Raw genomic sequence first — 22,404 nt, 5'->3', positions numbered from 1 at the left:
AGCGGCGCTCCCATTTGTTTGAACGTGGAAATAGCGCCTGGAGCATCGCTTGCCATGTCGGCTACATTCCAGCGCGTGCAAGGTGGGTCGACCGGCGGCGCGGCGCCGTTCCCGGTCCGAGCAATTTCGGGTTACACGGCACGGAAAGAGGCCTATAATTCTGCTCGCCAGCCATCTTTGTGCGCCGCACCAATTACGTCGCGTTATGAACAACCTGAGTAAAATCCTTTCGCCCGAGAACGTTCAACTGGACCTGGAAGTCTCCAGCAAGAAGCGCGCTTTCGAGCAAGCAGGCCTGATCTTCGAGAACAATTGCGGTATCGCCCGCTCGACCGTTTCGGACAATCTGTTTGCCCGTGAACGGCTGGGTTCGACGGGGTTGGGCCATGGTGTCGCCGTGCCGCACGGCCGGGTCAAGGGGGCGAAAAGCCTGAAATCGCCGCTGGCAGCGTTCGTGCGGCTGGCCGAACCGATTCCGTTCGAATCGCCGGACGGCAAGCCGGTGAACCTGCTGTTCTTCCTGCTGATCCCCGATCACGTGACGCAGCAGCACCTGGAAATCCTTTCCGAGATCGCGGAAATGTTCTCGGACGATGCATTCCGCCAGGCGCTGTCCACCGATCCCGATCCCCGTTCCGTGCATCGCCGCATCGTCAACTGGCAGCCCAGCCTGCAGGCCGCCGGCTGAACGGGCTCCGCGTTTCCATCCAATAAGAACAGCCCATGCTGCAAAGCCCCCTGACGATCCAGCGCCTGTACGACGACAATCGGGAATCTCTGCAACTGGGCTGGTTCGCGGGCTTTCCCGGCGGCGAGCGCACGATCTCCGGTGACGCCGCTTCGGCCGCCGACCAGGTGGGCCACCTGAACACGATCCACCCGGGCCGCATCCAGGTGTTCGGCCACCAGGAAATCAATTATTACCACCGGCTGAAGGCGCTCACCCGGGCCCATGTGATCGGCGAGCTGATCGCCGGTGGCCCGCCGGCGCTGATCGTGGCGCAGGGACTGGAAACGCCGCCGGACATCCTTGCGATCTGCGATGAAAAGAACATCCCCCTGTTCTCCACGCCGCTGCCCGCCGCGCAGGTGATCGACTTCCTGCGCGTGTACCTGTCGAAGAAGCTGGCGCAGCGCATCATCATGCACGGCGTGTTCATGGACGTGCTCGGGGTCGGCGTGCTGATCACCGGCGATTCCGGGCTCGGCAAGAGCGAGCTGGGGCTGGAACTGATTTCGCGCAGCCACGGCCTGGTGGCGGACGACGCGGTCGAATTTTCCCGCATCGCGCCGAACATGATCGAGGGCCGTTGCCCGCCCCTGCTGCAGAACCTGCTCGAAGTGCGCGGCCTGGGCCTGCTGGACATCAAGGCAATCTTCGGCGAAACGGCCGTGCGCCGCAAGATGCGCCTGAAGTTGATCGTCCACCTCGTGCGCCGCTCGGCGCTCGAGGAAGAAGTGGAGCGCCTGCCCTTCCAGTTCCCGACGGAAGACGTGCTGGGCCTGCCGATCCGCAAGGTCGTGATCCCCGTCGCGGCCGGCCGCAACATCGCCGTGCTGCTGGAGGCGGCCGTGCGCAATACCATCCTGCAGCTGCGCGGTATCGATACCTTGCAGGAGTTCATGGAGCGGCAACGGCAGGCAATGAGCGGGGACTGAAGTCCCCTTCATCGCAACGTTGCCAAGGAGTGCCCGCTTACAAGCGGGCACCGTTCCCCAGCGCCGAGCAGGCTCGGCGAATTCCTGCTCCACCAACGGCAGGCAATGAGCGGGGACTGAAGTCCCCTTCATCGCAACGTCGGGCTTGGTGTCGTACACCATTTCCGCAGGAAATGGTGTACGACACCGGTTCTCCCTTGATGCATCGTCGGACAACCGGTGTCGTACACCTTTTTCCGGATAATGCCCGGAAAAACGTGTCCGACACCACGGCCTGACACCACGGCCTGGTCCGAGCCTGGCGCCTGACCTGCTGCCAAGACGATCTGCCTTGCGAGGCTCGTGTGCAGCGTCGCAAGGCAGATGCCTCGCTGGCGCCACGCCGGGGTGACACCCGCTAACATCGGGCCTTCGGCTTCCGGTTCCCCCCATGGCGACTTACCAGTGGTTCCTGCTGATCGGCCTCCTGATGCTGGCACGCGGACTGTGGGGAACGCCGATCGCCCACCTCCCCTTCACCTCCGCGATGATCTACCTGGCCGTCGGCCTGGTGCTGGGGCCGCTCGGCTTGCATATTTTTTCCTACGACCCCATCGCGGAAGCACCGCTGCTCGAGGTGCTGACCGAGGTGGCCGTGCTGATTTCGCTGTTCTCGGCGGGCATCAAGATGCCTGTGCCGGTCACGCGGCGGCGCTGGATGCCACCGATCCGCCTGGCGTGGCTGGCGATGGCGATCTCGGTCCTCCTCATCACCCTGTTCTGCTACTACGTGCTGGGCTTGCCGCTCGGGGTTGGCGTCCTGCTGGGGGCGACTCTGGCCCCCACCGACCCGGTGCTCGCCAGCGACGTCCAGCTGCGCCACGCCGGCGACAAGGACCCGCTGCGCTTCGCACTGAGCTGCGAGGCGGGCATGAATGACGGCAGCGCTTTCCCGTTCGTGATGCTCGGCCTGGGCTTGCTCGGCCTGCACGACCTGGGGCCATACGGCCTGCACTGGCTGGGCCTGGAGGTGCTGTGGGGAACGGTCGGCGGCATCGCGATCGGCGGTGCCTGCGGCGCAGGTCTTGCGCGGCTCAGCCACAGGCTGCGCCTCTACCGGCCCGGCCACGAAGTCCTTGACGACTTGATGGGACTGGGCCTCATCGCCGTCTCGTATGGTTTGGCGGTCGCGGCCGGCGCCTGGGGCTTCCTTGCCGTGTTCGCGGCCGGCGTCGCGCTGCGCCAGGCGGAGCTGACCCTGGCGGCACGCATCGGCAAGACGGTGCAGACCGGGAACGGCATCGCACCGGCGCAGGACACCATTTCGGCGAACTCGCTGCTGTTCAAGGAACACCTGGAGCGCCTGTCCGAGCTGACGCTCGTGCTGCTGCTCGGGGGCGCTGCCGTGGACTGGTACGCCGACTGGCGCGGCTGGGCCACCGCGCTGTTCCTGTTCCTCGTGGCCCGGCCGCTCAGCGTGCTGCTCGTGCTCCGTCCCGGCAATACGGAGGGCCGGGCGATCATTGCCTGGTTCGGCGTGCGCGGCATCGGCTCGCTGTACTACCTGATGTATGCGATCAACCATGGCTTGCCGGAACCGCTGGCGCGCAGCCTGACGAGCATCACCATCGCCGTCATCATGCTGTCGATCGTGGTGCATGGCACCAGCGTGACACCTTTGCTCGACCGTTTCTGGCGGCGTTGAAGCGCCCATCGTGCCAGCCGCGTTTTCAGGTATCATGCGCGCATGCGTATCGTTCTCATTACCGGCATTTCCGGCTCGGGCAAATCGGTGGCCCTGAACGTTCTCGAAGACACCGGCTACTACTGCGTGGATAACCTGCCGCCAGCCCTGCTGGCCAACCTCGTCGCCACACTGGCCGAGGAAGGCACGGCCGCGCTGGCCGTGGCGGTGGATGCGCGCAGTGCCGCGTCGCTGGCGAGCCTGCCGGGAGACGTGCGCAAGCTGCGCGAACTGGGGCATGACGTGAAGATCATGTTCCTCACCGCGAATACCCATTCGCTCGTTGCCCGTTTCTCGGAAACGCGCCGCAGCCACCCCCTGTCGCATGAACTCCGCCCCGGCCAGAATCCGGCCGCGCGGCGCACGCTGATCGAGTGCATCGGCGAGGAACGGGAACGCCTCTCCGCGATCGAGCAGCTGGGGCATGTGATCGACACGTCGGAAATCTCGGCTAACAAGCTGCGCGCGTGGATCAAGGAACTCGTCGAAAGCGAGAACGCCCCGCTGACGCTGTTCTTCGAATCGTTCGCGTTCAAGGTGGGCGTGCCGCAGGATGCCGACTTCGTCTTCGACGTGCGCGCGATCCCGAATCCCTACTACGACCTGGCCCTGCGTCCCTTGAACGGCCGGGACGCCCCCGTGATCGCCTTCCTCGACGCCCAGCCGAGTGCCGAGGAAATGTTCGCCGACATCCGCGCATTCATCGAGAAATGGCTGCCCGCATTCAAGAGCGACAATCGCAGTTACCTGACGGTAGCCATCGGGTGCACGGGCGGGCAGCATCGCTCCGTCTACATGGCGGAGCGGCTGGCGCGGCATTTCAATCCGACGGAGCGGGTGGTGCTAAGGCATAGGGAACAAAGTTAGTTGGCGTAGGAAAACCGGTGTCAGGCACCTTTTTCTGGAAGAAAAAGGTGCCTGACACCAAGTGGTCCCCTCGCCGCAGCGTTCACCCTCAAGCCGCTACCTCATGTACGGCGCCACATTCCCCGCAATTCGCTTGAACTCCGCCTCCGTCAACGGCAGCTGCCGGAAGGCGGCCCAGCTCTCGCGCGGCCGCAGGTTCTTGCCGGCCGCCGCGTCAGAGCCGAACAGCACCCGGTCCGCACCGATCTGGCGGATGCGCCGGGCCAGCTTTTCCCGCTGCGGCGGCGTGATCTCAGGATTGGCCATGGTGGCCACGTCGAACCACAACCGTTTCGTACGCGCATCATGCGCGGCCACGGCTTCGGCCAGTACCCCCACCGCCTCGTCGGACGGTGGATCGTCATAGCCGGGGCCGGTGCCGGCGAGGTGGGCCACCTGTACCGTCACGTCCGGCGCGGCGGGTAGCAGCTCATCCAGGAAGATGCGTGCCTGCGCGGCGCCGTACGGGCGCCGCTTCGACACCGACGCGCGCATGTGCACGACGATCGCCATCTTCTTCGCATTGGCCGCGGCGAACACCTGCCGCAGGCGCGCCACATGCTCGGGCACGTCCAGCTGCACGTCTGAATTGCCGAAGTGTAGTTTGATGCCATGCTTCAGGTCGGGCAGCGCCGCGCACCGTTCCAGTTCTTCCAGCGCGTAATTCTTCAGCGGATTGAAGCTGCAGAACGCGCGCAGCCGGTCCGGGTACAGCGCCGCCTGCGCGCCGTTGAAGTCGTTCTCGGCGCGCACCTTGGTGTACTCGTCGTCGATCTTGCGCGCCGGGCTGCCCCACACATAGGCCACGGACAGCAGCGCGGCGCGCCGGATGCCGGCGGTGTCGAGCAGCGCGATCACGTCCTTCCCCGCGATCGCGGGCGGTCCGCCCGCGCCCGTGTCGAGCAGCCGCGCCATTGCCGGGCTGAACAGGTGCTGGTGGTGGTCTACCAGCAGCACCGGCTCGGCGGCCTCGTCGGCGCGAGCCGGCAGCGCCAGCGCAGCGGCGGTCCATGTCAGGAATGCGCGGCGGTCCAAGACGGCCTCACAGGTGCCGCAACGGATGGGCCCACGAAGGCCAGGCCGGCTCAAAGAAGCGCGCCACCATCTCGTCCGTCACCGCTTCCAGCGTGGGTGGATTCCAGCGCGGCGCATGGTCCTTATCGATGACGAGCGCGCGCGCGCCTTCGATCACCTCGCCGTGCTCGAAGGTGCGTCGCACCAGGTTGCGTTCCATGCGCAGGCAGTCGGCAATGCCCATCGTGGCGCCGCGCCGGATCATCTCGAGCGTGACGCGCATCATCAGCGGCGAGCGGCGTTCCATCGCGGCCAGTGTCTTCTGCGCGAACGGGTGATCGTCGCGGCGCAGCGAGGCGACGATGTCCAGCACGGAATGCTGCGAGAAATGGTCGTCGATCAGTGCGCGGTGCGCCTGCAATTCCGACGGGCCCGCTTCCTCGCGCAGCGGGCGGGCGAACATGGCGACCGCCTCGCGCAGGCCGGCGCCGGCCGTGGAACCGACCAGGTCGGCCAGCAGTGGCAGCTCGGGCGCGGGCACGTAATGGTCCGCCAGCTTGCAATACAGCGCATCGGCCGCGCCGATCGTGACGGCGGTCAACGCCAGGTAAATGCCGAGCTTGCCGGGCGCGCGCGACAGGAAGTAGCTGCCGCCCACGTCGGGGAACAGGCCGATGTTTACCTCGGGCATCGCCAGGCGCGTGCGGTCCGTCACCACGCGCACGCCGCATTGCGGGCCGCCCTGCGCAATGCCCATGCCGCCGCCCATCACCACGCCATCCATCACGGCGACATACGGTTTGGGGAAGCAGTGCACGACATAGTTCAGCGCATATTCCTCGGTGAAGAAATCCTCGATCTGGGCACTGCCGCCCTGCGGCGTGGCGCTGCCGGCGGCATGGAAGAAGCGGATATCGCCGCCCGCGCACAAGGCCTTCTCGGTAGTGCTGCGGATGACGACGGCGGCAATGTCATCGTCGTCGCGCCAGGACAGCAGCGTGCCCGTGATCGTCCGGATCATGTCGAGCGACAGCGAGTTCAATGCCTTGGGACGGTCGAGTGTGATGAAGCCGGTGCCGTTGCGCACCTTCGTATGGACGTGGTCGGTCATGGTGTCTCGCATCGTTGTCGTTATTGGCCTCATTCTAGCCATGGATGCGAAGGGTGTGGCATAAATCCTTCAGTGCTGACATAACAAAGGGCGCATCGCGCGCCCTTTTGTTGCAGCAGACCTGCGCCCGTCGTTATGCGGGCGACGCGGGGATCTCGCTCTCGCTCAGGTGCTTGATGGTTTCGTGATTGTGGTTCTGCACTTTATCCTTGTGCTTCATGACCTGGCGGTCCAGCTTGTCGATCAGCGTGTCGATGGCCGCATACAAGTCTTGCGCGACGCTTTCGACGAATACCGTTTTGCCCGACATGCGCAGATTGATTTCCGCCTTCTGCCTTTTTTCTTTCTCGGTGAGATTATCTACACTCAGGATCACACTTACATCGATCAGCTGATCGAAATGGCGTCTAACGCGTTCCAGCTTGTTCTGCACATACTCGCGAATGGCAGGGGTAACGTCGATATGGTGTCCACTGATAGTCAGATTCATACACACACTCCTAAAGAAATATTTACAGGTTCGTGCGGTCTCCACCAATCAAGACGGCGGCGCAGAGGAACCCATGCACTGCATGAAAAGCAAAGAGTGACTACAAAGACTTGCGGAGGCTGACTGGAGGGATTTTCAATGCTTCGCGATACTTGGCGACGGTGCGCCGTGCAATCACCATGCCTTGTTCACCCAGCATGTCCGCAATCTTACTGTCGGATAAAGGGTTCTTCGGGTCTTCGGCTCCTGTGAATTGCACAATCAGCGCCCTGATCGCAGTCGAGGAAGCTTCCCCACCAGCTTCGGTTGCGACATGGCTGCCAAAAAAGTACTTCAACTCAAACATGCCGTGAGGGGTCAGCATGTATTTTTGAGTTGTTACCCGAGAGATAGTGCTCTCGTGCAGGCCCAGTGTATCAGCAATCTCGCGCAACACAAGGGGCCTCATTGCCACAGCGCCATGCGAGAAAAAGTTCTTCTGCCGCTCGACGATGGCCTGGGCCACGCGGAGGATGGTGTCGAAGCGCTGGCGCATGTTCTTGATGAGCCACTTGGCTTCCTGCAACTGGGCGCTCATCTGCGATTCGCCCTTGCCCTGCTTGAGCAGGCTGGCATACAGCGCATTGACACGCAGGCGCGGCATCACGTCGTTGTTCAGTGTGACGACCCAGCCGTTGCGTCCTTTCTTCACCACCACGTCCGGTACCACATAGTCTGACACGTCGGGTGCGAAGGCGGCGCCCGGATGCGGATTGCATTGGCGAATCACGGCCTGCGCCTCTCGCAAGTCTTCGTCATCGCAATCGAGCGCCTTCTTGAGCTTGTTGAAGTCGCGCTGGGCGAACCATTGCAGGTGTTTTTCGACGATGCACAGCGCCATGCGGCGGGTCACCAGCGGCACGTTCGGCATGCGCCGGATCTGCAGCGCCAGGCATTCGGAGGCGTTGCGGGCGCCGATGCCGGGCGGGTCGAAGCTCTGCAGCAGTTTCAGGGCCGTGCGCAACTCGTCGATCTCGATTTCCAGCTCTTCCGGCAAGCGTTCATGGATCTCTTCCAGGCTCTCTTCGAGATAGCCGTTGTCGTCCAGCGCGTCGATGATCAGTTCCACCAGGGCGCGATCGCGGGATTCGAGGACCGTGACGCGCATCTGCTCCATCAGGTGCTCGCGCAGGCTGCGGTGGCTCGCTTCCAGCTGCGGGCGGGCATCGTCGTCGTCCGGGCCCTTGCCGCTGCCGGCGCTGCCCCAGTCGAGGTCGCCGGTGGCCAGCCCTTCGCCATCGCCGCCGTCATACGCCTCCGGTTCCGGCGCGGCCGGCGCGTCGTGCGCCGGGCCGCCCTCCGGCGGCGCCTCGGTGCCGCCCTGCGAGGTATTGATCGCGCCATCGGCCAGCAGGCGCACCGAGCGGTCGAGCGGATCGTCGAGCCGCTCGAGCAGGGGGTTATCGGTCAGCAGCTGTTCCAGTTCCTGGTGCAGCTCCAGCGTGGACAATTGCAGCAGCCGGATCGACTGCTGCAGTTGCGGCGTCAGCGCGAGATGCTGGGAAGTGCGCAGTTGCAAAGACTGTTTCATGGCTGATCAATAACGTTCAAGGGCTGCGTTCAAGGGCTGGAAATGGTGGATCACATGCGGAAATGTTCACCCAGATAAACGCGGCGCACGGATTCGTCGGCAATGATGTCGTCCGGCCGGCCGGAAGCCAGTACGCTGCCCTGATTGATGATATACGCCCGGTCGCAGATGCCCAGCGTTTCGCGCACGTTGTGATCCGTGATCAATACGCCGATGCCACGCTCCTTCAGGAAGCGCACGATGCGCTGGATTTCGATCACCGCGATCGGGTCCACGCCGGCGAACGGCTCGTCGAGCAGCACGAAACGCGGGTTGGTGGCCAGCGCGCGGGCGATTTCCACGCGGCGCCGCTCGCCGCCGGACAGCGACAGCGCCGTGTTCTCGCGCAGCTTCTCGATCTGCAGGTCGGCCAGCAGCGCGTTCAGCCGCGCATCGATGTCGGCCTTCGGCAAGGCCTTGCCATTGACCTTCTGGATCTCCAGCACGGCACGGATATTGTCCTCCACCGTCAGCTTGCGGAACACGGAGGCTTCCTGCGGCAGGTAGGACAGGCCGAGCGTGGCGCGCTTGTGGATCGGCAGCGTCGAGATGTCGGTACCGTCGAGGTCGATGGTGCCGGCGTCCGAGGCGACGAGGCCCACGATCATGTAGAACGACGTGGTCTTGCCCGCGCCGTTCGGACCCAGCAGGCCCACCACTTCGCCGCACGCCAGCTGCAAAGACACGTCGTGCACCACCTGCCGCTTGCCATAGCTCTTTTGCAAGCCACGCACGATCAGCGTGCTGCAATTCTGTTGCGCTCCGTCCATCAGTCCCCCGCTGCCGGCGCGGCCGGCGGTTGGGTGGTGCCGGCCGGCGGCGGCGCCGTGCGTTTCGGCTGGATCACCATCGTGCCGCGGCCCGCGCCCGGCTTGTCGTTACCCGTGCTGGTATTGCGCACGCTGAAGAATTCGCGGCGGCTGTCGTAGGAGATGAATTCGCCCTCGACCTCGTCGCTCGGCTTGCTGCCTTCGAGGCGGCGGATTTTCGCCTTCGAATACATCTTCACCAGCTCGCCCTTTTCATCGTATTCGATGCGGTCGGCCTCGCCTTCCATCCACTGGTCGCCCTCGCCGTCGCGCTTCTGGCGGAAGGTCACCTTCTTGCCGCCGCCGGTCAGGGTGGCCAGCTGGTAGCCGTCCGGCGTGTAGGTCACCACCGCCTTGTCGGCCTTCATGCGCAGCGTGCCGCGGGTGAGCGTCACGTCGCCGGTGAAGGTGTACACCTGCTTGACGTCGTCCGCGTCCAGGCGGCCGTAGTTGATTTCCGTGGGCTTGTACGAGTCGGCCTTCTCGGCCGCCGCGAACCCCGCCGCTCCCAGCAGCAGTAACGCCGACAGTATGAGTTTCTTCATCTTCGATTCCTATTTGTCTATTGCCGCGCCCGGGGTGGATACACGATCGTGCCGCGCCCCAGCTGCAACTGGCGGGTGGCATTGTTGGCCTGCATGCCCACGCCGGTGGCGGTGGCGCCGCCGCTCTGCATCCGCACCGGCTGGTCCGTTTCCATGCGGTCCTCGTCGGGATAAATCGTCAGCTTTTCCGTCGTCAGCGTCATGTCCCGTGCGTTCGGCGCGGCGGCGCGGTGGATGTTCACGTTCTTCGTCAACGTCACGCGCGCATTGTCCTGGTCAACGCGGGCACGCTCGGCGCGGATGTCCATCGGCGGCTTGTCGCCCGACAGGCTGCGCACCACCGGCTTCTCGACCTCCGACGAATCGTCGGACGGCCGGTGCGTCAGCTTGTCGCCTGAAATGATGTAGCTGGGCTGGCCGGTCTTCGTCATGCGCACGAACGAGAAGCGCTCCACGATGTAATCCGGCTCGTCGACCTTGATGCCCGCCTCCATTTCTCCGCCGGCCCGATCCATCATCTGGACGAGCCAGAACGAGCCCAGCGCGCCGAACAGCGCGAGCATCATGCCGATCGACAGCCGGTAGCGGTGGGCGGTTCGCTGGTTGCGCATGGCTTCTCCTTGAAACGTCAGCCCAGGAACTGGGCCATCACGCGCTCGTAACTGCCTTGCGCACGCATCACGAATTCGCACACTTCGCGCACGGCGCCATGGCCGCCACGGTTTTCCGTCACGTGATGCACGCGCGTGAGCACTTCCGGGCGCGCGTTCGGCACCGCCACGGCGAAACCGACGCGCGACAGGATGGGTAGATCGACCACGTCGTCGCCGATGAACCCCACCTGCTCCTCGGAAAGGTTCAGCTGGGCCAGCAGCGCCTTGAACGGCGTGAGCTTGTCATGCCCGCCCTGGTGCACGAATTCGATCGCCAGGTCCTTGGCGCGCGCCGTCACCTGCGGCGAACGGCGCGCGCTGATGATGCCGGTGAGGATGCCCGCTTCCTGCAACAGCTTGATGCCCAGGCCGTCCTGCACGTTGAACGTCTTGAACGCCTCGCCTTCGGCGCCGTAGTGCAGGCCGCCGTCGGTCAGCACGCCGTCGACGTCGAAAATGAACAGCCTGACCTTCGCGGCCCGTTCGACGACGGCCGCGTCATATTGAATACTCATGTCAGATCACCTTTGCGCGCGTCAGGTCATGGATGTGCAGCGCGCCGACCAGCTTGCCGTCTTCATCCACCACCAGCATCTGGTTGATGCGGTACTCTTCCATCACGGCCACCGCATCGACGGCCAGCTTGTCCGGCCCGATGGTGCGGGGATTGGCATGCATCACGTCGCCGATCACGACTTTCGAAAAGTCCTGCACCTTGTCGATCATGCGGCGCAGGTCGCCGTCGGTGAACACGCCCACCGGCCGGTATTGTGCATCGACCACGGCCGTCATGCCCATGCCTTTTTGCGTGATCTGCATCAGCGCGTCCGGCAGCCGCGTGTCGGCCGTGACGGCCGGGATCGCGTCGCCCTGGCGCATGATGTCGCGCACATGCGTCAGCAGGCGGCGGCCCAGCGCGCCGCCGGGGTGCGAGCGGGCGAAATCCTCTTCCTTGAAACCGCGCAGGTCCAGGAGCGCGACGGCGATCGCGTCGCCCAGCGCCAGCGTAACCGTGGTCGATGCGGTGGGCGCCAGGTTCATCGGGCACGCCTCCTTGGCCACCGACACGTCCAGGTGCACGTCCGCCAGCTTCGCCAGGCTCGATTCGGGCTTGCCCGTCATGGAGATCACCACGCCACCCATGCGCTTGACCACGGGCAGGATCGCCATCAGCTCGGTGCTCTCGCCGGAATACGAGATCGCGATGAAAGCGTCCTCCGGGGTCACCATGCCCAGGTCGCCGTGCGCCGCTTCGGCCGGGTGCACGAACAGCGCCGGGGTGCCGGTCGATGCCAGCGTGGCGGCGATCTTGCGGCCAATATGGCCGGACTTGCCGATGCCGGACACGACAACGCGGCCCTTGCAGTTCAGCAGCAGCGACACGGCCTTGCCAACGCTTTCGTCCGTGGCCAGGCGGTCATGCAGGGCGGTCAGCGCGTCCGCCTCGATTTGCAGGGTCTCGCGCGCCAGCTTCAGCGCGCGGCTTGCGGTTGTTGCATCAAAAGCTTTCAGCATTGTTTTTTCATGGGTTACACTCATGCCGAAAGTATAGCCGAATTGGGAAAGCAAAAAACTTGCCAGATGTTACAAACTCCGCAACCGCGCAGCATCCACTCGATTCCATCGGCTTCCCAGGGACACTCCCGTGTTCTCCCCCCTTGAACTGACCCTGCTCCTGCTGGGCAGCGCGGTGCTGGGCGTCGTCGCCTTCCGCATGCTGCACCTGCCGCCCATGCTCGGCTACCTGGCCGTGGGCATCCTGATCGGCCCGCACGCGCTGGGGCTCGCCGAAGAAAGCCATGCCACCCACGCACTGGCCGAATTCGGCGTGGTGTTCCTGATGTTTTCGATCGGCCTCGAATTCTCGCTGCCGAAATTGAGGTCGATGCGCAGCGACGTGTTCGGCCTGGGCATGGCCCAGGTGGTGCTCACGATCGTCGCCACGATGGCTTTCGGCTGGCTGGTCGCCAGCGCGCTGCCGCCGTGGATCAACATCTCCTGGCAGGCGGCGTTCGCGCTGGGCGGCGCGCTGGCGATGTCCTCGACGGCGATCGTGGTCAAGATGCTCACGGAGCGGCTGGAGCTGGAATCGGAACACGGCCGCAAGATCATCGGCATCCTGCTGTTCCAGGATATCGCCGTGGTACCCCTGCTGATCCTGATCCCCGCGCTGGCGAAGAACCCGGACAACCTGCTGGTCACGCTGGGCTGGGCCGCAGTCAAGGCCGTGCTGGTGCTGGTGCTGCTGCTGGTGTTCGGCCAGAAGCTGATGCGCGCCTGGTTCACCGTGGTGGTCAAGCGCCGCTCGCAGGAACTGTTCATGCTGAACCTGCTGCTGGTGACGCTGGCGGCGGCCTGGCTCACCGAGCGCGCCGGCCTGTCGCTGGCGCTGGGTGCCTTCGTGGCCGGGATGCTGATCTCAGAAACGGAATACAAGCACCAGGTCGAGGAAGACATCAAGCCGTTCCGCGACGTGCTGCTCGGCCTGTTCTTCATCACCATCGGCATGCTGCTGAACGTGCGCGTGGTGCTGGAAAACTGGTGGCTGGTGCTGGCGCTGCTGGTCTTCCCGGTGCTGATGAAGTTCGCGCTGATCGCCGGCCTGGCCAAGCTGTTCGGCGCCTCGGACGGCGTATCGATGCGCACCGGCCTGGCGCTGGCACAGGCGGGTGAGTTCGGCTTCGTGCTGCTCAACGTCGTGGGCGGCATGGAGCTGGTCGACCCGTTCGTGATCCAGGTGGTACTGGCGTCGATGGTGCTGTCGATGCTGGCCGCCCCGTTCCTGATCGAGCATTCGGACAAGCTGGTGCTGAAATTCGCCAGCAACGAATGGATGATGCAGTCGCTGAACCTCACGCAGCTGGCGGCCCGCACCATGGCCACGCAACAGCACGTGATCGTGGCCGGCTTCGGCCGCAGCGGCCAGAGCCTGGCCACCCTGCTGGCGGAAGAAGGCATCGCCTACCATGCGCTGGACCTCGACCCGACCCGCGTGCAGGAAGCCCGCTCGGCCGGCGCCAACGTGAGCTACGGCGACGCGGCGCGCCGCGAAAGCCTGGTGGCGGCCGGCATCTACCGCGCCAGCGCGCTGGTGATCACATATGCCAGCACCCCGTCGGCGCTGAAGGTGCTGCACCTGGTGCACGAGCTGGCGCCCACGCTGCCGGTGATCGTGCGCAGCCACGACGACTCCGACCTGGACCGCCTGAAGGCGGCCGGCGCCGCCGAGGTGGTACCGGAACTGATGGAGGGCAGCCTGATGCTCGCCTCGCACGCGCTGGTGATGCTGGGCGTGCCGCTGCGCAAGGTCGTGCACCGCGTGCAGGCCGCCCGGGAAGAGCGCTACGCCTCGCTGCGCGGCTACTTCCACGGCATCAGCGACGTGGGCGACGATACCGAAACGACGCGCCTGCACACGGTGCGGCTGACCGATGCGGCCCAGTGCGTGGGCCGCGCCGTGGGCGAGATCGACGTGGACGGCGCGGAGCTCATGGCGATCCGGCGCGGTCGCGAGAGACTCGATGCCTCGGCCGACATGGTGCTGGAAGCGGGCGACGTGGTCGTCCTGCGCGGCAATGCGCAGGCCGTCGCGCGCGCCGAACAGATGCTGCTGGGCTGACGGTGGAGACGCTGCGCCTGTCGCTCCTGTTCGCGGTCACCGCGCTGGCCGAGATCGTGGGCTGCTACCTGCCCTGGCTGGTGCTCAAGGATGGCCGTTCTCCCTGGCTGCTGGTGCCGGCCGCCGCCTCGCTGGCGCTCTTTGCCTGGCTGTTGACGCTGCATCCTACCGCCGCTGGACGGACCTACGCTGCCTATGGCGGCATGTACATCGCCGTGGCTTTGCTGTGGCTGCGCTTCGTAGATGGCATCGCGCTGACGCGCTGGGACGTGGCCGGCGCCGCGCTGGCGCTCGGTGGCATGGCGGTCATTGCCCTGCAGCCGCGGGGCTGACACGATAGTGCGATACGTGCAGTGCCTTCGTTTGCCGCAGCAGCATCAGCCCGTAGACCGCTGGGCGGCGACGCGTTTGCCCTCGGCCATTTAACGATCCAGGAGCACCACGCACATGCCTGGGCTGTCGCTGGGCGCCGTGCGAGACGCGGACGCGCCGGCGCCAGAGCGGCCAGGAGAAGTCAGGCTCCCGCGTAGCGCACCACCCGGTCGCGCCCACCCGCCTTGGCCTGGTACAGCGCCTCGTCGGCCTGGGCGATCAGTTCGCGCGCCGCCGTTTCCGCGCTGCCGTCGGCGGCCGTGCCGGACAGGCTGGCCACGCCGATCGAGCCCGTGATCGACACCTTCAGGCTGCCCGGCAGGTCGATCATGGCGCTCGAGATGCCGGCGCGGATACGCTCGGCCACGAAGGCGGCGCTGTCCAGGTCCGCGTCGATCAGCAGCACCACGAATTCCTCGCCGCCGAAGCGGGCCAGCGCGTCGGACAGGCGCAGCTCGGCCTTGATGCGGGCGGCCACTTCGCGCAGCACCTCATCGCCGCCCTGGTGGCCCAGCGTGTCGTTGATGCGCTTGAAGTGGTCGATGTCGATGTACATGAACGACAGGTCGTAGCGCTGGCGACGCGCGCGCGCGATTTCCTCGAGCAGGCGCCGGTCCAGGTAGCGGCGGTTGTATACGCCGGTGAGGGAATCGGTCAGCCCGATGTACTTGAGCATCTCGTTGCTGATCACGTTTTCCAGGCAGATCGCAATGATCGAAGCCATGTGCTCGACGAAATCGGTGCCCAGGCTGGGCGTGAAGCGCGCAGGATCGGCGCTGCCCAGGTTCAGCGTGCCGATCACGCGCTTGTTGCGCAGCAGCGGCACGACGGCCACGCTCTGCAACGCAGTCGCGCCCGGAAAGTGCCGGCTGTCGCGCGCGGCATCGAAGCTGCCGAGGCGCGGCCGCGGCGCCGGCTCCAGCCCGAGCTGGCCGCTGCCCGCCACGAACAGCAGGTCGGGGAAGGCGGCGAAATCGACGCCCAGCCTTTCCATCACCGTGCGGATATCCGCTCCCTCGTCGACGAGGGACAGGGTGACGCTTTCCAGTTCCGAGATCGCCGGCAGCGTGCGGAAGATGCTGCCGATTAGTTCGGGGAAGCTGGTGGCGCCCACGATCTCCAGGTCGAATGCCTGGTGGCGCATCATGATGGCGTGGTTGCGCTCGGCCTGTTCCAGCATCCAGGCCATGCGCTCGCGCAGCGCGCGGTTTTCGGCCGCCAGGTCGTCGGGCAAATCGGTCATCGGCTGCCTGTTCAGAAAGCCAGTTCGGCTTCCACTTCCTGGCCCAGGCGGACTGTCTCGCCATCGCCTTCGAGCAGGATATTGTTCATGCCGAAGCAGATGCCGCCCTCCACTTCCGGCTTGGCACGGTAGGCTTGCAGGATGTCGAGCGGGTCGGGGCCGAACTCGCCGGTGGCCTGGTCGATCGAGGGCATGGGGCAGCGCGGGCACGGTTTTACGGGCTTGAGCACCGCGCCGCCGGCACGGAACGCGGCCACGTAATCTTCCTCGTAGGCGCCGATGCCTTCGAAGACGAGGTTGGGTCGAAAACGGTTCATCGGCAGCGGCGAGCGGCCGGCCTTCTCCAGCCGCCCGTTCAGGTCGCGCAGGGATTCGGCGCCGATGACGAGCACCGGGTAGCCGTCGGAAAACAGCGTGGGTGCTTCCACGCCGCCCGTCCATTTCATGTTCGACAGGCGCAGCGCGTTCGGGTGGAAGCGCACCAGCCGGCACGGCACGCCCAGGTAGTTGCTGAACCAGGCGGCGGTCAGCTCGTCGCAGTCATAGGCTTGCAGCGTGTGGTCCCACACCTGCACCGTGAGGGTGGGCGCGGTGTCGGGATCGGGCAGGCCAAGCGGGATCTCGAGGCGCAACATGCCCGGTGCGCGCAACTCCAGCGTATCGAGCTTGATGCGCGGCGCGATCAGCGCCATTTTCGGGTGCTCGCGCTGGGTCAGGCAATGGCCGCCCGCATCCACGACCATCCATTCACGGTCATAGATGCGCTCGGACATCAGGCCGGCACGCGTGAGCGTGGCCGAGCGCAGCGCAATGCCGCCGCAGGACTTGATCGGGTACAGGGTGATTTCGGACAGGATCGCCATCGACAGCCGCCATGAGTTTCGCTTGAGGCGCAGTATGGCAGCAAAGCGGGCGCAGGTAAATCGCGCCCGCCGGGGTGTTCGCCCCTCAGCCCTCGGCCTTGCCTTTCGGCTTGCGCGGCAACCGGCTGCGCGCGGGCGCCTTGTGCGCGCCCGGCTTCTTGCCGCGCTTCGGCCCGCCGGCGTCGCCGCCTGGCGCCGGCTCGGCCGGCTCCAGCGGAGCGGCGCCTTCGGCCGCTTCCGGCACCGGGGCGTCGGTGATGGTGTCGATGACGGCTTCGGCCACCGGCGTATCCGCCAGCAGCGTATCCATCACGGCGGCCGGGGTGTCGTCGGCCGCGGCCTTGGCCTTGCTGGTCCGCGGCTTTTTCGCAGCCGGCTTGCGCGGGGCACGGGCACGCTTGGCCGGCGCCGGCTCGCCCTCCGCCGGCGCTTCGGCGTCTGCATCGGCGCCTTCGGTCACTTCGGCCGCTGCCTCGGCAACCGTGCCGGCCTGGGCACCGGCGGCGGCGCGGGCCCGCCGCGTTTCATTCGCTTCGCGCGCCATTTCCTCGAGCGCCTTTTCGGCGGACGCCAATTCGGTCGCGTAATCGGCGGCAGCCGACTCGAGCGCCACTGCTACCTCGTCCGCATCCAGCTCGGCACCGGCCTCGATTTCCTCGGCAACGTCCTCCGCCACCTGTTCGCCGCCGTCCTGCTCCAGGGCAGGCGCCACCGGTTCCGGTGCACCGCCGCGGCGGTTACGGCCGCCACGGTTGCCGCGGCCGCGCCGGCCTTCGCGCTTGTCCTGCGCTTCGCCGGCATCCGGCGTGGCCACCACGGCTTCCGTTGCCGCTTCGGCATCGGGCACGTCCGCCACCGGCGCGGGCAGCGGTGGTGCCGTCAGGCTGCTGCGGTAGACATAGGCGCCGGATTTTTCGTCGCGGCCGAATTCGAGCAGGCCGCGCGCCTTCATTTCCTCCAGCAGGTTGCCGAAGGTGCGGAAGCCGTAATAGGCTTCGTTGAAGTCCGGCTTGCGGCGCTTGATCGCTTCCTTCAGCACGGAAGCCCAGATCTTGCCGCTGTCGCCGCGCTCGGCGATCAGTGCATCGAAGGTTTCGTAGGCGATGTCCACCGCCTCGGCGCGGCGGCGGTCGGTTTCCTCGCGCTTCTTGCGCTCCTCTTCCGGCGAGCGCTTCGGCTGCTGCTGGTCGCGCGCATCGCGGCGCTGGCGGCGGCTCTCGCGCACCAGGTCGTCGTAGAAGATGAATTCGTCGCAGTTCGCCACCAGCAGGTCGGAGGTGGAATCCTTCACGCCCACGCCGATCACCTTCTTGTTGTTCTCGCGCAGCTTGGAAACGAGCGGCGAGAAGTCGGAGTCGCCCGAGATGATGACGAAGGTGTTCACGTGGGCCTTCGTATAGCACAGGTCGAGCGCGTCGACGACCATGCGGATGTCGGCCGAGTTCTTGCCGGACATGCGCACGTGCGGAATCTCGATCAGTTCGAAGTTCGCCTCGTGCATGGGGCTCTTGAAGCCCTTGTAGCGGTCCCAGTCGCAGTAAGCCTTCTTGACCACGATGCTACCCTTGAGCAGCAGGCGTTCCAGTACGGGCTTGATATCGAATTTCTCGTAGTTCGCGTCGCGCACGCCCAGTGCCACGTTCTCGAAGTCGCAGAACAGCGCCATGCTGACGTTATCGTTGGATGAAGCCATGAGTCTCTTGGGTAGCAGTGAAGCCGCCGATTATACAGGCAGCCCCGCCGCGGCCCGCGCGCCGCTCGCGCGCGTGGTTGCGCTCCCTGCTTGACCTCCCTGCTTGCGCTCCCGGCCTGCCGCTGAGGTATGCTCGCGATTTTGACCGTTCTGCCCGAAGGAGCATGTCGATGAGGTCCATGGCTACCCGTTTGGCCCCGGCCGCGCTGGTTTGCGCGATGCTGGCCCCGCCCGCCGTCCGGGCGCAATTGCCCGATGCCGCCGAGTTCACGCGGCAGGTGAACGCTTTCGTCGATGGCTGGCATGACGATGCCGCCAACACCCGGCCGGCCTACTTCGACAAGATCGCCCCGAATGGCGTGTATATCGGCACCGACAAGACGGAAGTGTGGACGCGCGACCAGTTCAAGGCGTGGGCCAAGCCCTATTTCGATGCGAAGAAGGCGTGGAACTTCACGGCCCGGAAACGCAATGTGTATTTCTCGTCGGACCGCCGCTACGTCTGGTTCGACGAGCAGCTGGACACGCAGATGGGCACCTGCCAGGCCAGCGGCGTGCTGCGCAACACGGGCAAGGGGTTCCTGGTCGAGCATTACCAGTTGTCGCTGGCCGTGCCGAACGCCCTCATGAACGGCTTTACCAAGGCCATCGCCGAATTCGAAAACAAGAGCCAGGGCAAGGCCGACTGATGGCACGCATTCTCTTCATCCACCAGAACTTCCCCGGCCAGTTCCGCCACCTGGCGCCCGCGCTGGCGGCCGACGGCCACGAGGTGGTGGCGCTCGGCATGGCCGAACAGGCCGAGCGCCTGCCCGGCGTGCGCTACTTCGTCCACCAGGCGCGCATGCCGGCGGACGTGCGGCAGCAGGCCCCACAGCTGAAGGACCTGTACACCAAGGTGCTGCGCGGAGAATCGGCGGCCGCCACCCTGCATCGCCTGAAGACGGAGGGTTTCACGCCGGATATCGTATTCGCCCACCCGGGCTGGGGCGAGGCGTTGTTCGTGAAGGACGTGTTCCCGCGCGCCCGCCTGCTGGTGTACGCCGAATACTATTACGGCGCCGAAGGGGGCGACTCGCACTTCGACCCGGAGTTTTCGGGCGCGGCCGACCTGGCGAGCCTGCAAAGGCTCAGGCTGCGCAACACGCACCTGCTGCATGCGCTGGCCGAGGCGGACGCGGGCCTGGCGCCGACACGCTTCCAGGCAGGCCGCCACCCAGCCTGGTTCCGCGACCGCATCAGCGTGATCCACGACGGCATCGACACCGACCGCTTCAAGCCCGACGCGAATGCGCGCGTGACGCTGACGGGCGCGGGCCTGACCCTGAAGCCGGGCGACGAAGTCGTTACGTTCGTCTCGCGCCAGCTGGAACCCTATCGGGGCTACCACATCTTCATGCGCGCGCTGCCCACGCTGCAGCGGCTGCGGCCGAACGCGCGGGTGATCCTCGTCGGCGGCGACGGCGTCAGCTACGGCGCCGCGCCGCCGGAAGGCAAGACATGGAAGGGCATCTTCCGCGACGAGGTGGCGGCGCGGCTGGACATGGGCCGCGTGCACTTCGTCGGCCGCCTGCCACACGGCCTGCTGACGCAGCTGATGCAGGTGTCGGCGGTCTACACCTATCTCACGTATCCATTCGTGCTGTCCTGGTCGCTGATGGAAGCGATGAGTACCGGCTGCCTGATCGTCGGTTCGCGCACCGCCCCGCTGGAAGAGATGATCGAGCACGGCCGCAACGGCGTGCTGGCCGACTTCTTCGACCACGAGGCGCTGGCCGCCACGATCGCCGACACGCTGGCGCACCGCGACAGCCTGGCGCACCTGCGCGCGGCGGCGCGGCAGACGATCGTCGACGGGTACGACCTGCGCCGGCATTGTTTGCCGGCGCAGAAGCGCTTCGTGCTGGGATAAGCCGGCGTTACGCCGCATCCGCCGGCTTGCCCGTCTTTCGCCGCGCCAGCATGCGTGCTCCCGACCGCACGCCGCGGCACGCCATGCCGGCAACGGCCGCGGTCACTGCCAGCATGGCCGCCATGTGCACCAGCACGGCGGCAAGTGCCATCGCCAGTGCTCGCCAGGATGAAGCCGCTGCATCGCCCGCGCCGGTAAAACACAGGGGCATCAGCGCGGGGAACGCCACCAAGCCGGCGCCATGCGCGGTGGCGACAACGAACGACCACAGCGCCAGGCCGGCCTGCCCTGCCCTGGCTCGCGCCAGCGCGGGCAGGGAGCCCGAACAGTGCCCGAGCATGCCCGCCACGAGCATGCCGGCGGCAAGGGCCAGCATCGCTTGCCGGTCGAGCGGCACGGCGAACGCGACGGCGGCGCCCACCAGCACGACCGACACCGCGTGGCCGGCGGCAAGGGGCGCCAGGGCACGCAGGATCGCGGTCCGCTGTCCCGCGCGCAGCGCCCACGCCGCCGCGAACAGCCAGCCGCCGGCAGGGTTCAGCCCATGCAGGGCGCCGCCGCCCGCAATGGCCAGCCATGGCCACAGGCCATCCATGTCGATCCCCGCGATGGGCCGCGCCGCTCAGGCCTGGCCATGGCAGCAGGCGGCGGCCGCCGGCGTGCCGGGCGCCGGTTCGTAGCGGTCGTGGTGCCGCACCCACTCCATCGGGTATTGGGCGCCGTCTTCGTCGCGGCCCCTGGGCACCAGGTCCAGCAGGCGGTAGGTGCCCATCATGGCTTCCACGCCTCGCCCATAGGTCGAATAGGTGTGGAATACTTCGCCGGTGGCGGACTGGTGGAACACGCTGATGCCTGGTGCCTCCTCCTGCGGGAAGGGCTGCGTGGCATAGTTGTACGGAACCGCGCCGCGCGCCATCGCTTCCGGCGTGAAGCTCACGCCGAAGTCCTGGTTGAAGTCGCTCCCGTGCGACGATACCCAGGTGAAGCGCCACCCCATGCGCTGGCGGAAACGCTCGATTTCGGCCAGGGGTGCACGCGAAACGACCAACACCGTCACATCGCGATGGGCCAGGTGCACATTCATGCCGTCGATATGGTCCGCCATGAAGGAACAGCTCTTGCACCCTTGCTCCCAGCCGGGACCGAACATGAAATGCTGCACCAGCAGCTGGCTGCGCCCATCGAACAGGCCGGCGAGGGTGCGCGGCCCGGTCGGGGTGTCGAAAACATATTCCTTGCCGACGCGTTCCCACGGCAGCGCGCGGCGTTCGCGGGCAAGCTGGTCCTGCAAACGGGTCAGTTCCTTTTCGCGCGCCAGCAGGGCCTTGCGAGCGGCGAGCCACTCGCTGGCGGAGACGACGGCATGGTCTTCCAGGGCGTCGCCGCGCAGTTGAGAAATTGCGATATCCATGAGTTCCTCCGTGAGCCGACCTTGTGGAATCAGGCAGGCGTCCCGGCATCGGCGGCATCCTTCCTGGCTGCCTTCGGCCGCCGCACGGCGCGCACCTTGCCACTCTCTCCGCCGCCGCAGTAGAACAGCTCGCCGCCGTCGGATTCTAGGCCGCTCACGCCGGCGCCGGCCGGCATGTCGAGCCGTTCCAGGACGGCTCCGCTGCCCGGATCGATGCGGCGGATGTCGCTGGCGTCGCCCTCCCAGGTGCCATGCCATAGTTCACCGTCGACCCAGGTAACACCCGTAACGAAACGGCTGCTCTCGATGGTGCGCCGGATCGCGCCGGTGTCGGGATCGATCTGGTGGATCTTGCGGTCGCGGTACTGGCCGACCCACAAGCTTCCTTCCGCCCATGCCATCCCCGAGTCGCCGCCATGGCCCGGCGCCGGGATCGAGGCCACGACCTCGCCGCTCGCCGGGTCGATCTTGTCGATCCGGGACTCGACAATCTGGTAGAGATAGGTGCCGTCGAATGCCGTGCCGGCATCGCCCGGCCGCTCGATCACGCGTGTGACCACGCCGCTCTGCGGATCGAAGGCGAGCAGCCGCGCGCCTGTGGCGGCCCACACCTGCCGGCCGTCGTGCGTCACGCCACTGATCGCGGGATTGCCGTCGAATGGACCGTATTCGCGCACGATCTCGGCGCTGCGCTTGCCGGCATCGACTGCGTTACTGCTCATCATGTCGTTCATTGTCCTGCCCCCATGCGGATTTTCCAGCGTTGAGCGCC

Annotated in this window: 23 protein-coding genes; 8 read left to right on the top strand and 15 right to left on the bottom strand. The window is 66.1% G+C overall.

The window, feature by feature from the left end:
- Positions 1 to 205 precede the first annotated feature (205 nt).
- From V6Z91_RS10515 to rapZ, 4 genes are all read left to right on the top strand, one after another.
- Positions 206 to 688 carry a PTS sugar transporter subunit IIA gene (locus tag V6Z91_RS10515; RefSeq protein WP_130186458.1) on the top strand — a complete coding sequence of 161 codons (483 nt, stop codon included), beginning with the start codon at positions 206 to 208 and terminating at the stop codon, positions 686 to 688.
- A gap of 35 nt (positions 689 to 723) precedes the next feature.
- On the top strand, positions 724 to 1,659 hold the full coding sequence (gene hprK, locus V6Z91_RS10510; RefSeq protein WP_338770132.1) for an HPr(Ser) kinase/phosphatase: 936 nt from the start codon (positions 724 to 726) through the stop codon (positions 1,657 to 1,659).
- Between the two features lie 430 nt (positions 1,660 to 2,089).
- A complete protein-coding gene (locus V6Z91_RS10505) occupies positions 2,090 to 3,343 on the top strand; it encodes a cation:proton antiporter (RefSeq protein WP_338770129.1) in 1,254 nt (417 codons plus the stop codon).
- 42 nt (positions 3,344 to 3,385) lie between these two features.
- Positions 3,386 to 4,249, top strand: coding sequence for an RNase adapter RapZ (rapZ, locus tag V6Z91_RS10500; RefSeq protein WP_338770127.1), 864 nt, complete (start codon positions 3,386 to 3,388; stop codon positions 4,247 to 4,249).
- Positions 4,250 to 4,345: 96 nt separating this feature from the next.
- Here the strand turns inward: rapZ and V6Z91_RS10495 are convergent, their stop codons facing one another.
- From V6Z91_RS10495 to V6Z91_RS10455, 9 genes are all read right to left on the bottom strand, one after another.
- The gene (locus V6Z91_RS10495; RefSeq protein WP_338770125.1) at positions 4,346 to 5,323 is read right to left on the bottom strand and encodes an amidohydrolase family protein; all 978 of its coding nucleotides are present in this window, start codon (positions 5,321 to 5,323) and stop codon (positions 4,346 to 4,348) included.
- Positions 5,324 to 5,330: 7 nt separating this feature from the next.
- Entirely contained in the window at positions 5,331 to 6,413 is a 1,083-nt protein-coding gene (locus tag V6Z91_RS10490) for an enoyl-CoA hydratase/isomerase family protein (RefSeq protein ID WP_338770123.1), read from the bottom strand.
- Positions 6,414 to 6,546: 133 nt separating this feature from the next.
- Entirely contained in the window at positions 6,547 to 6,903 is a 357-nt protein-coding gene (gene raiA, locus V6Z91_RS10485; protein ID WP_338770121.1) for a ribosome-associated translation inhibitor RaiA, read from the bottom strand.
- Between the two features lie 100 nt (positions 6,904 to 7,003).
- The gene (locus V6Z91_RS10480) at positions 7,004 to 8,473 is read right to left on the bottom strand and encodes an RNA polymerase factor sigma-54 (RefSeq protein ID WP_338770118.1); all 1,470 of its coding nucleotides are present in this window, start codon (positions 8,471 to 8,473) and stop codon (positions 7,004 to 7,006) included.
- 50 nt (positions 8,474 to 8,523) lie between these two features.
- Positions 8,524 to 9,282 (bottom strand): LPS export ABC transporter ATP-binding protein, encoded by a 759-nt coding sequence (gene lptB / locus V6Z91_RS10475; RefSeq protein WP_338770114.1) that lies wholly within the window; start codon positions 9,280 to 9,282, stop codon positions 8,524 to 8,526.
- Entirely contained in the window at positions 9,282 to 9,866 is a 585-nt protein-coding gene (gene lptA, locus V6Z91_RS10470) for a lipopolysaccharide transport periplasmic protein LptA (protein WP_338770111.1), read from the bottom strand. The genes lptB and lptA overlap by 1 nt, the downstream gene beginning before the upstream one ends.
- Before the next feature lie 17 nt (positions 9,867 to 9,883).
- Positions 9,884 to 10,477 (bottom strand): LPS export ABC transporter periplasmic protein LptC, encoded by a 594-nt coding sequence (lptC, locus tag V6Z91_RS10465; protein WP_338770108.1) that lies wholly within the window; start codon positions 10,475 to 10,477, stop codon positions 9,884 to 9,886.
- A 17-nt stretch (positions 10,478 to 10,494) separates the two neighbouring features.
- Positions 10,495 to 11,034 (bottom strand): HAD family hydrolase, encoded by a 540-nt coding sequence (locus tag V6Z91_RS10460; protein WP_338770105.1) that lies wholly within the window; start codon positions 11,032 to 11,034, stop codon positions 10,495 to 10,497.
- Between the two features lies 1 nt (position 11,035).
- Positions 11,036 to 12,058, bottom strand: a complete 1,023-nt coding sequence (locus tag V6Z91_RS10455; protein WP_338770102.1) for a KpsF/GutQ family sugar-phosphate isomerase — start codon at positions 12,056 to 12,058, stop codon at positions 11,036 to 11,038.
- A 106-nt stretch (positions 12,059 to 12,164) separates the two neighbouring features.
- Here V6Z91_RS10455 and V6Z91_RS10450 point away from each other — a divergent pair, with 106 nt between their 5' ends.
- Both V6Z91_RS10450 and V6Z91_RS10445 read left to right on the top strand, forming a co-directional pair.
- Positions 12,165 to 14,138 carry a monovalent cation:proton antiporter-2 (CPA2) family protein gene (locus tag V6Z91_RS10450; protein WP_338770099.1) on the top strand — a complete coding sequence of 658 codons (1,974 nt, stop codon included), beginning with the start codon at positions 12,165 to 12,167 and terminating at the stop codon, positions 14,136 to 14,138.
- A gap of 2 nt (positions 14,139 to 14,140) precedes the next feature.
- Complete coding sequence (locus tag V6Z91_RS10445; protein ID WP_338770097.1) at positions 14,141 to 14,470, top strand: YnfA family protein; 330 nt, start codon at positions 14,141 to 14,143, stop codon at positions 14,468 to 14,470.
- 182 nt (positions 14,471 to 14,652) lie between these two features.
- Here the strand turns inward: V6Z91_RS10445 and V6Z91_RS10440 are convergent, their stop codons facing one another.
- The 3 genes from V6Z91_RS10440 to V6Z91_RS10430 all read right to left on the bottom strand — a co-directional run bounded on the left by V6Z91_RS10440 (position 14,653) and on the right by V6Z91_RS10430 (position 18,309).
- Positions 14,653 to 15,753: a DUF484 family protein gene (locus V6Z91_RS10440; protein WP_338770095.1), complete on the bottom strand. Its 1,101-nt coding sequence runs from the start codon at positions 15,751 to 15,753 to the stop codon at positions 14,653 to 14,655.
- Between the two features lie 11 nt (positions 15,754 to 15,764).
- Positions 15,765 to 16,616, bottom strand: coding sequence for an MOSC N-terminal beta barrel domain-containing protein (locus V6Z91_RS10435; RefSeq protein ID WP_338770093.1), 852 nt, complete (start codon positions 16,614 to 16,616; stop codon positions 15,765 to 15,767).
- Between the two features lie 85 nt (positions 16,617 to 16,701).
- A complete protein-coding gene (locus V6Z91_RS10430) occupies positions 16,702 to 18,309 on the bottom strand; it encodes an NYN domain-containing protein (RefSeq protein ID WP_338770091.1) in 1,608 nt (535 codons plus the stop codon).
- Positions 18,310 to 18,488: 179 nt separating this feature from the next.
- Between V6Z91_RS10430 and V6Z91_RS10425 the strand changes: the two genes are divergently transcribed.
- Together V6Z91_RS10425 and V6Z91_RS10420 are read left to right on the top strand one after the other, a co-directional pair.
- Positions 18,489 to 18,998 carry a nuclear transport factor 2 family protein gene (locus V6Z91_RS10425; protein ID WP_338770089.1) on the top strand — a complete coding sequence of 170 codons (510 nt, stop codon included), beginning with the start codon at positions 18,489 to 18,491 and terminating at the stop codon, positions 18,996 to 18,998.
- Positions 18,998 to 20,221, top strand: a complete 1,224-nt coding sequence (locus V6Z91_RS10420) for a glycosyltransferase (protein ID WP_338770087.1) — start codon at positions 18,998 to 19,000, stop codon at positions 20,219 to 20,221. The genes V6Z91_RS10425 and V6Z91_RS10420 overlap by 1 nt, the downstream gene beginning before the upstream one ends.
- A gap of 7 nt (positions 20,222 to 20,228) precedes the next feature.
- On the opposite strand, the gene V6Z91_RS10415 is transcribed toward V6Z91_RS10420, so the two are convergent.
- The 3 genes from V6Z91_RS10415 to V6Z91_RS10405 are packed head-to-tail and all read right to left on the bottom strand — an operon-like array spanning position 20,229 to position 22,366.
- Positions 20,229 to 20,816 (bottom strand): hypothetical protein, encoded by a 588-nt coding sequence (locus tag V6Z91_RS10415; RefSeq protein WP_338770084.1) that lies wholly within the window; start codon positions 20,814 to 20,816, stop codon positions 20,229 to 20,231.
- 27 nt (positions 20,817 to 20,843) lie between these two features.
- Complete coding sequence (locus V6Z91_RS10410) at positions 20,844 to 21,632, bottom strand: thioredoxin family protein (protein ID WP_338770081.1); 789 nt, start codon at positions 21,630 to 21,632, stop codon at positions 20,844 to 20,846.
- A 29-nt stretch (positions 21,633 to 21,661) separates the two neighbouring features.
- Positions 21,662 to 22,366: a hypothetical protein gene (locus tag V6Z91_RS10405; RefSeq protein ID WP_338770079.1), complete on the bottom strand. Its 705-nt coding sequence runs from the start codon at positions 22,364 to 22,366 to the stop codon at positions 21,662 to 21,664.
- Positions 22,367 to 22,404 lie beyond the last annotated feature (38 nt).

Origin of the sequence: Massilia sp. METH4, from assembly GCF_037094685.1 — a bacterium.
In the GTDB taxonomy this organism is placed as follows: Bacteria; Pseudomonadota; Gammaproteobacteria; order Burkholderiales; family Burkholderiaceae_D; genus Rugamonas.
Note: the sequence above shows the minus strand (reverse complement) of the source record. Positions and strands in the feature narration are given on the sequence as shown.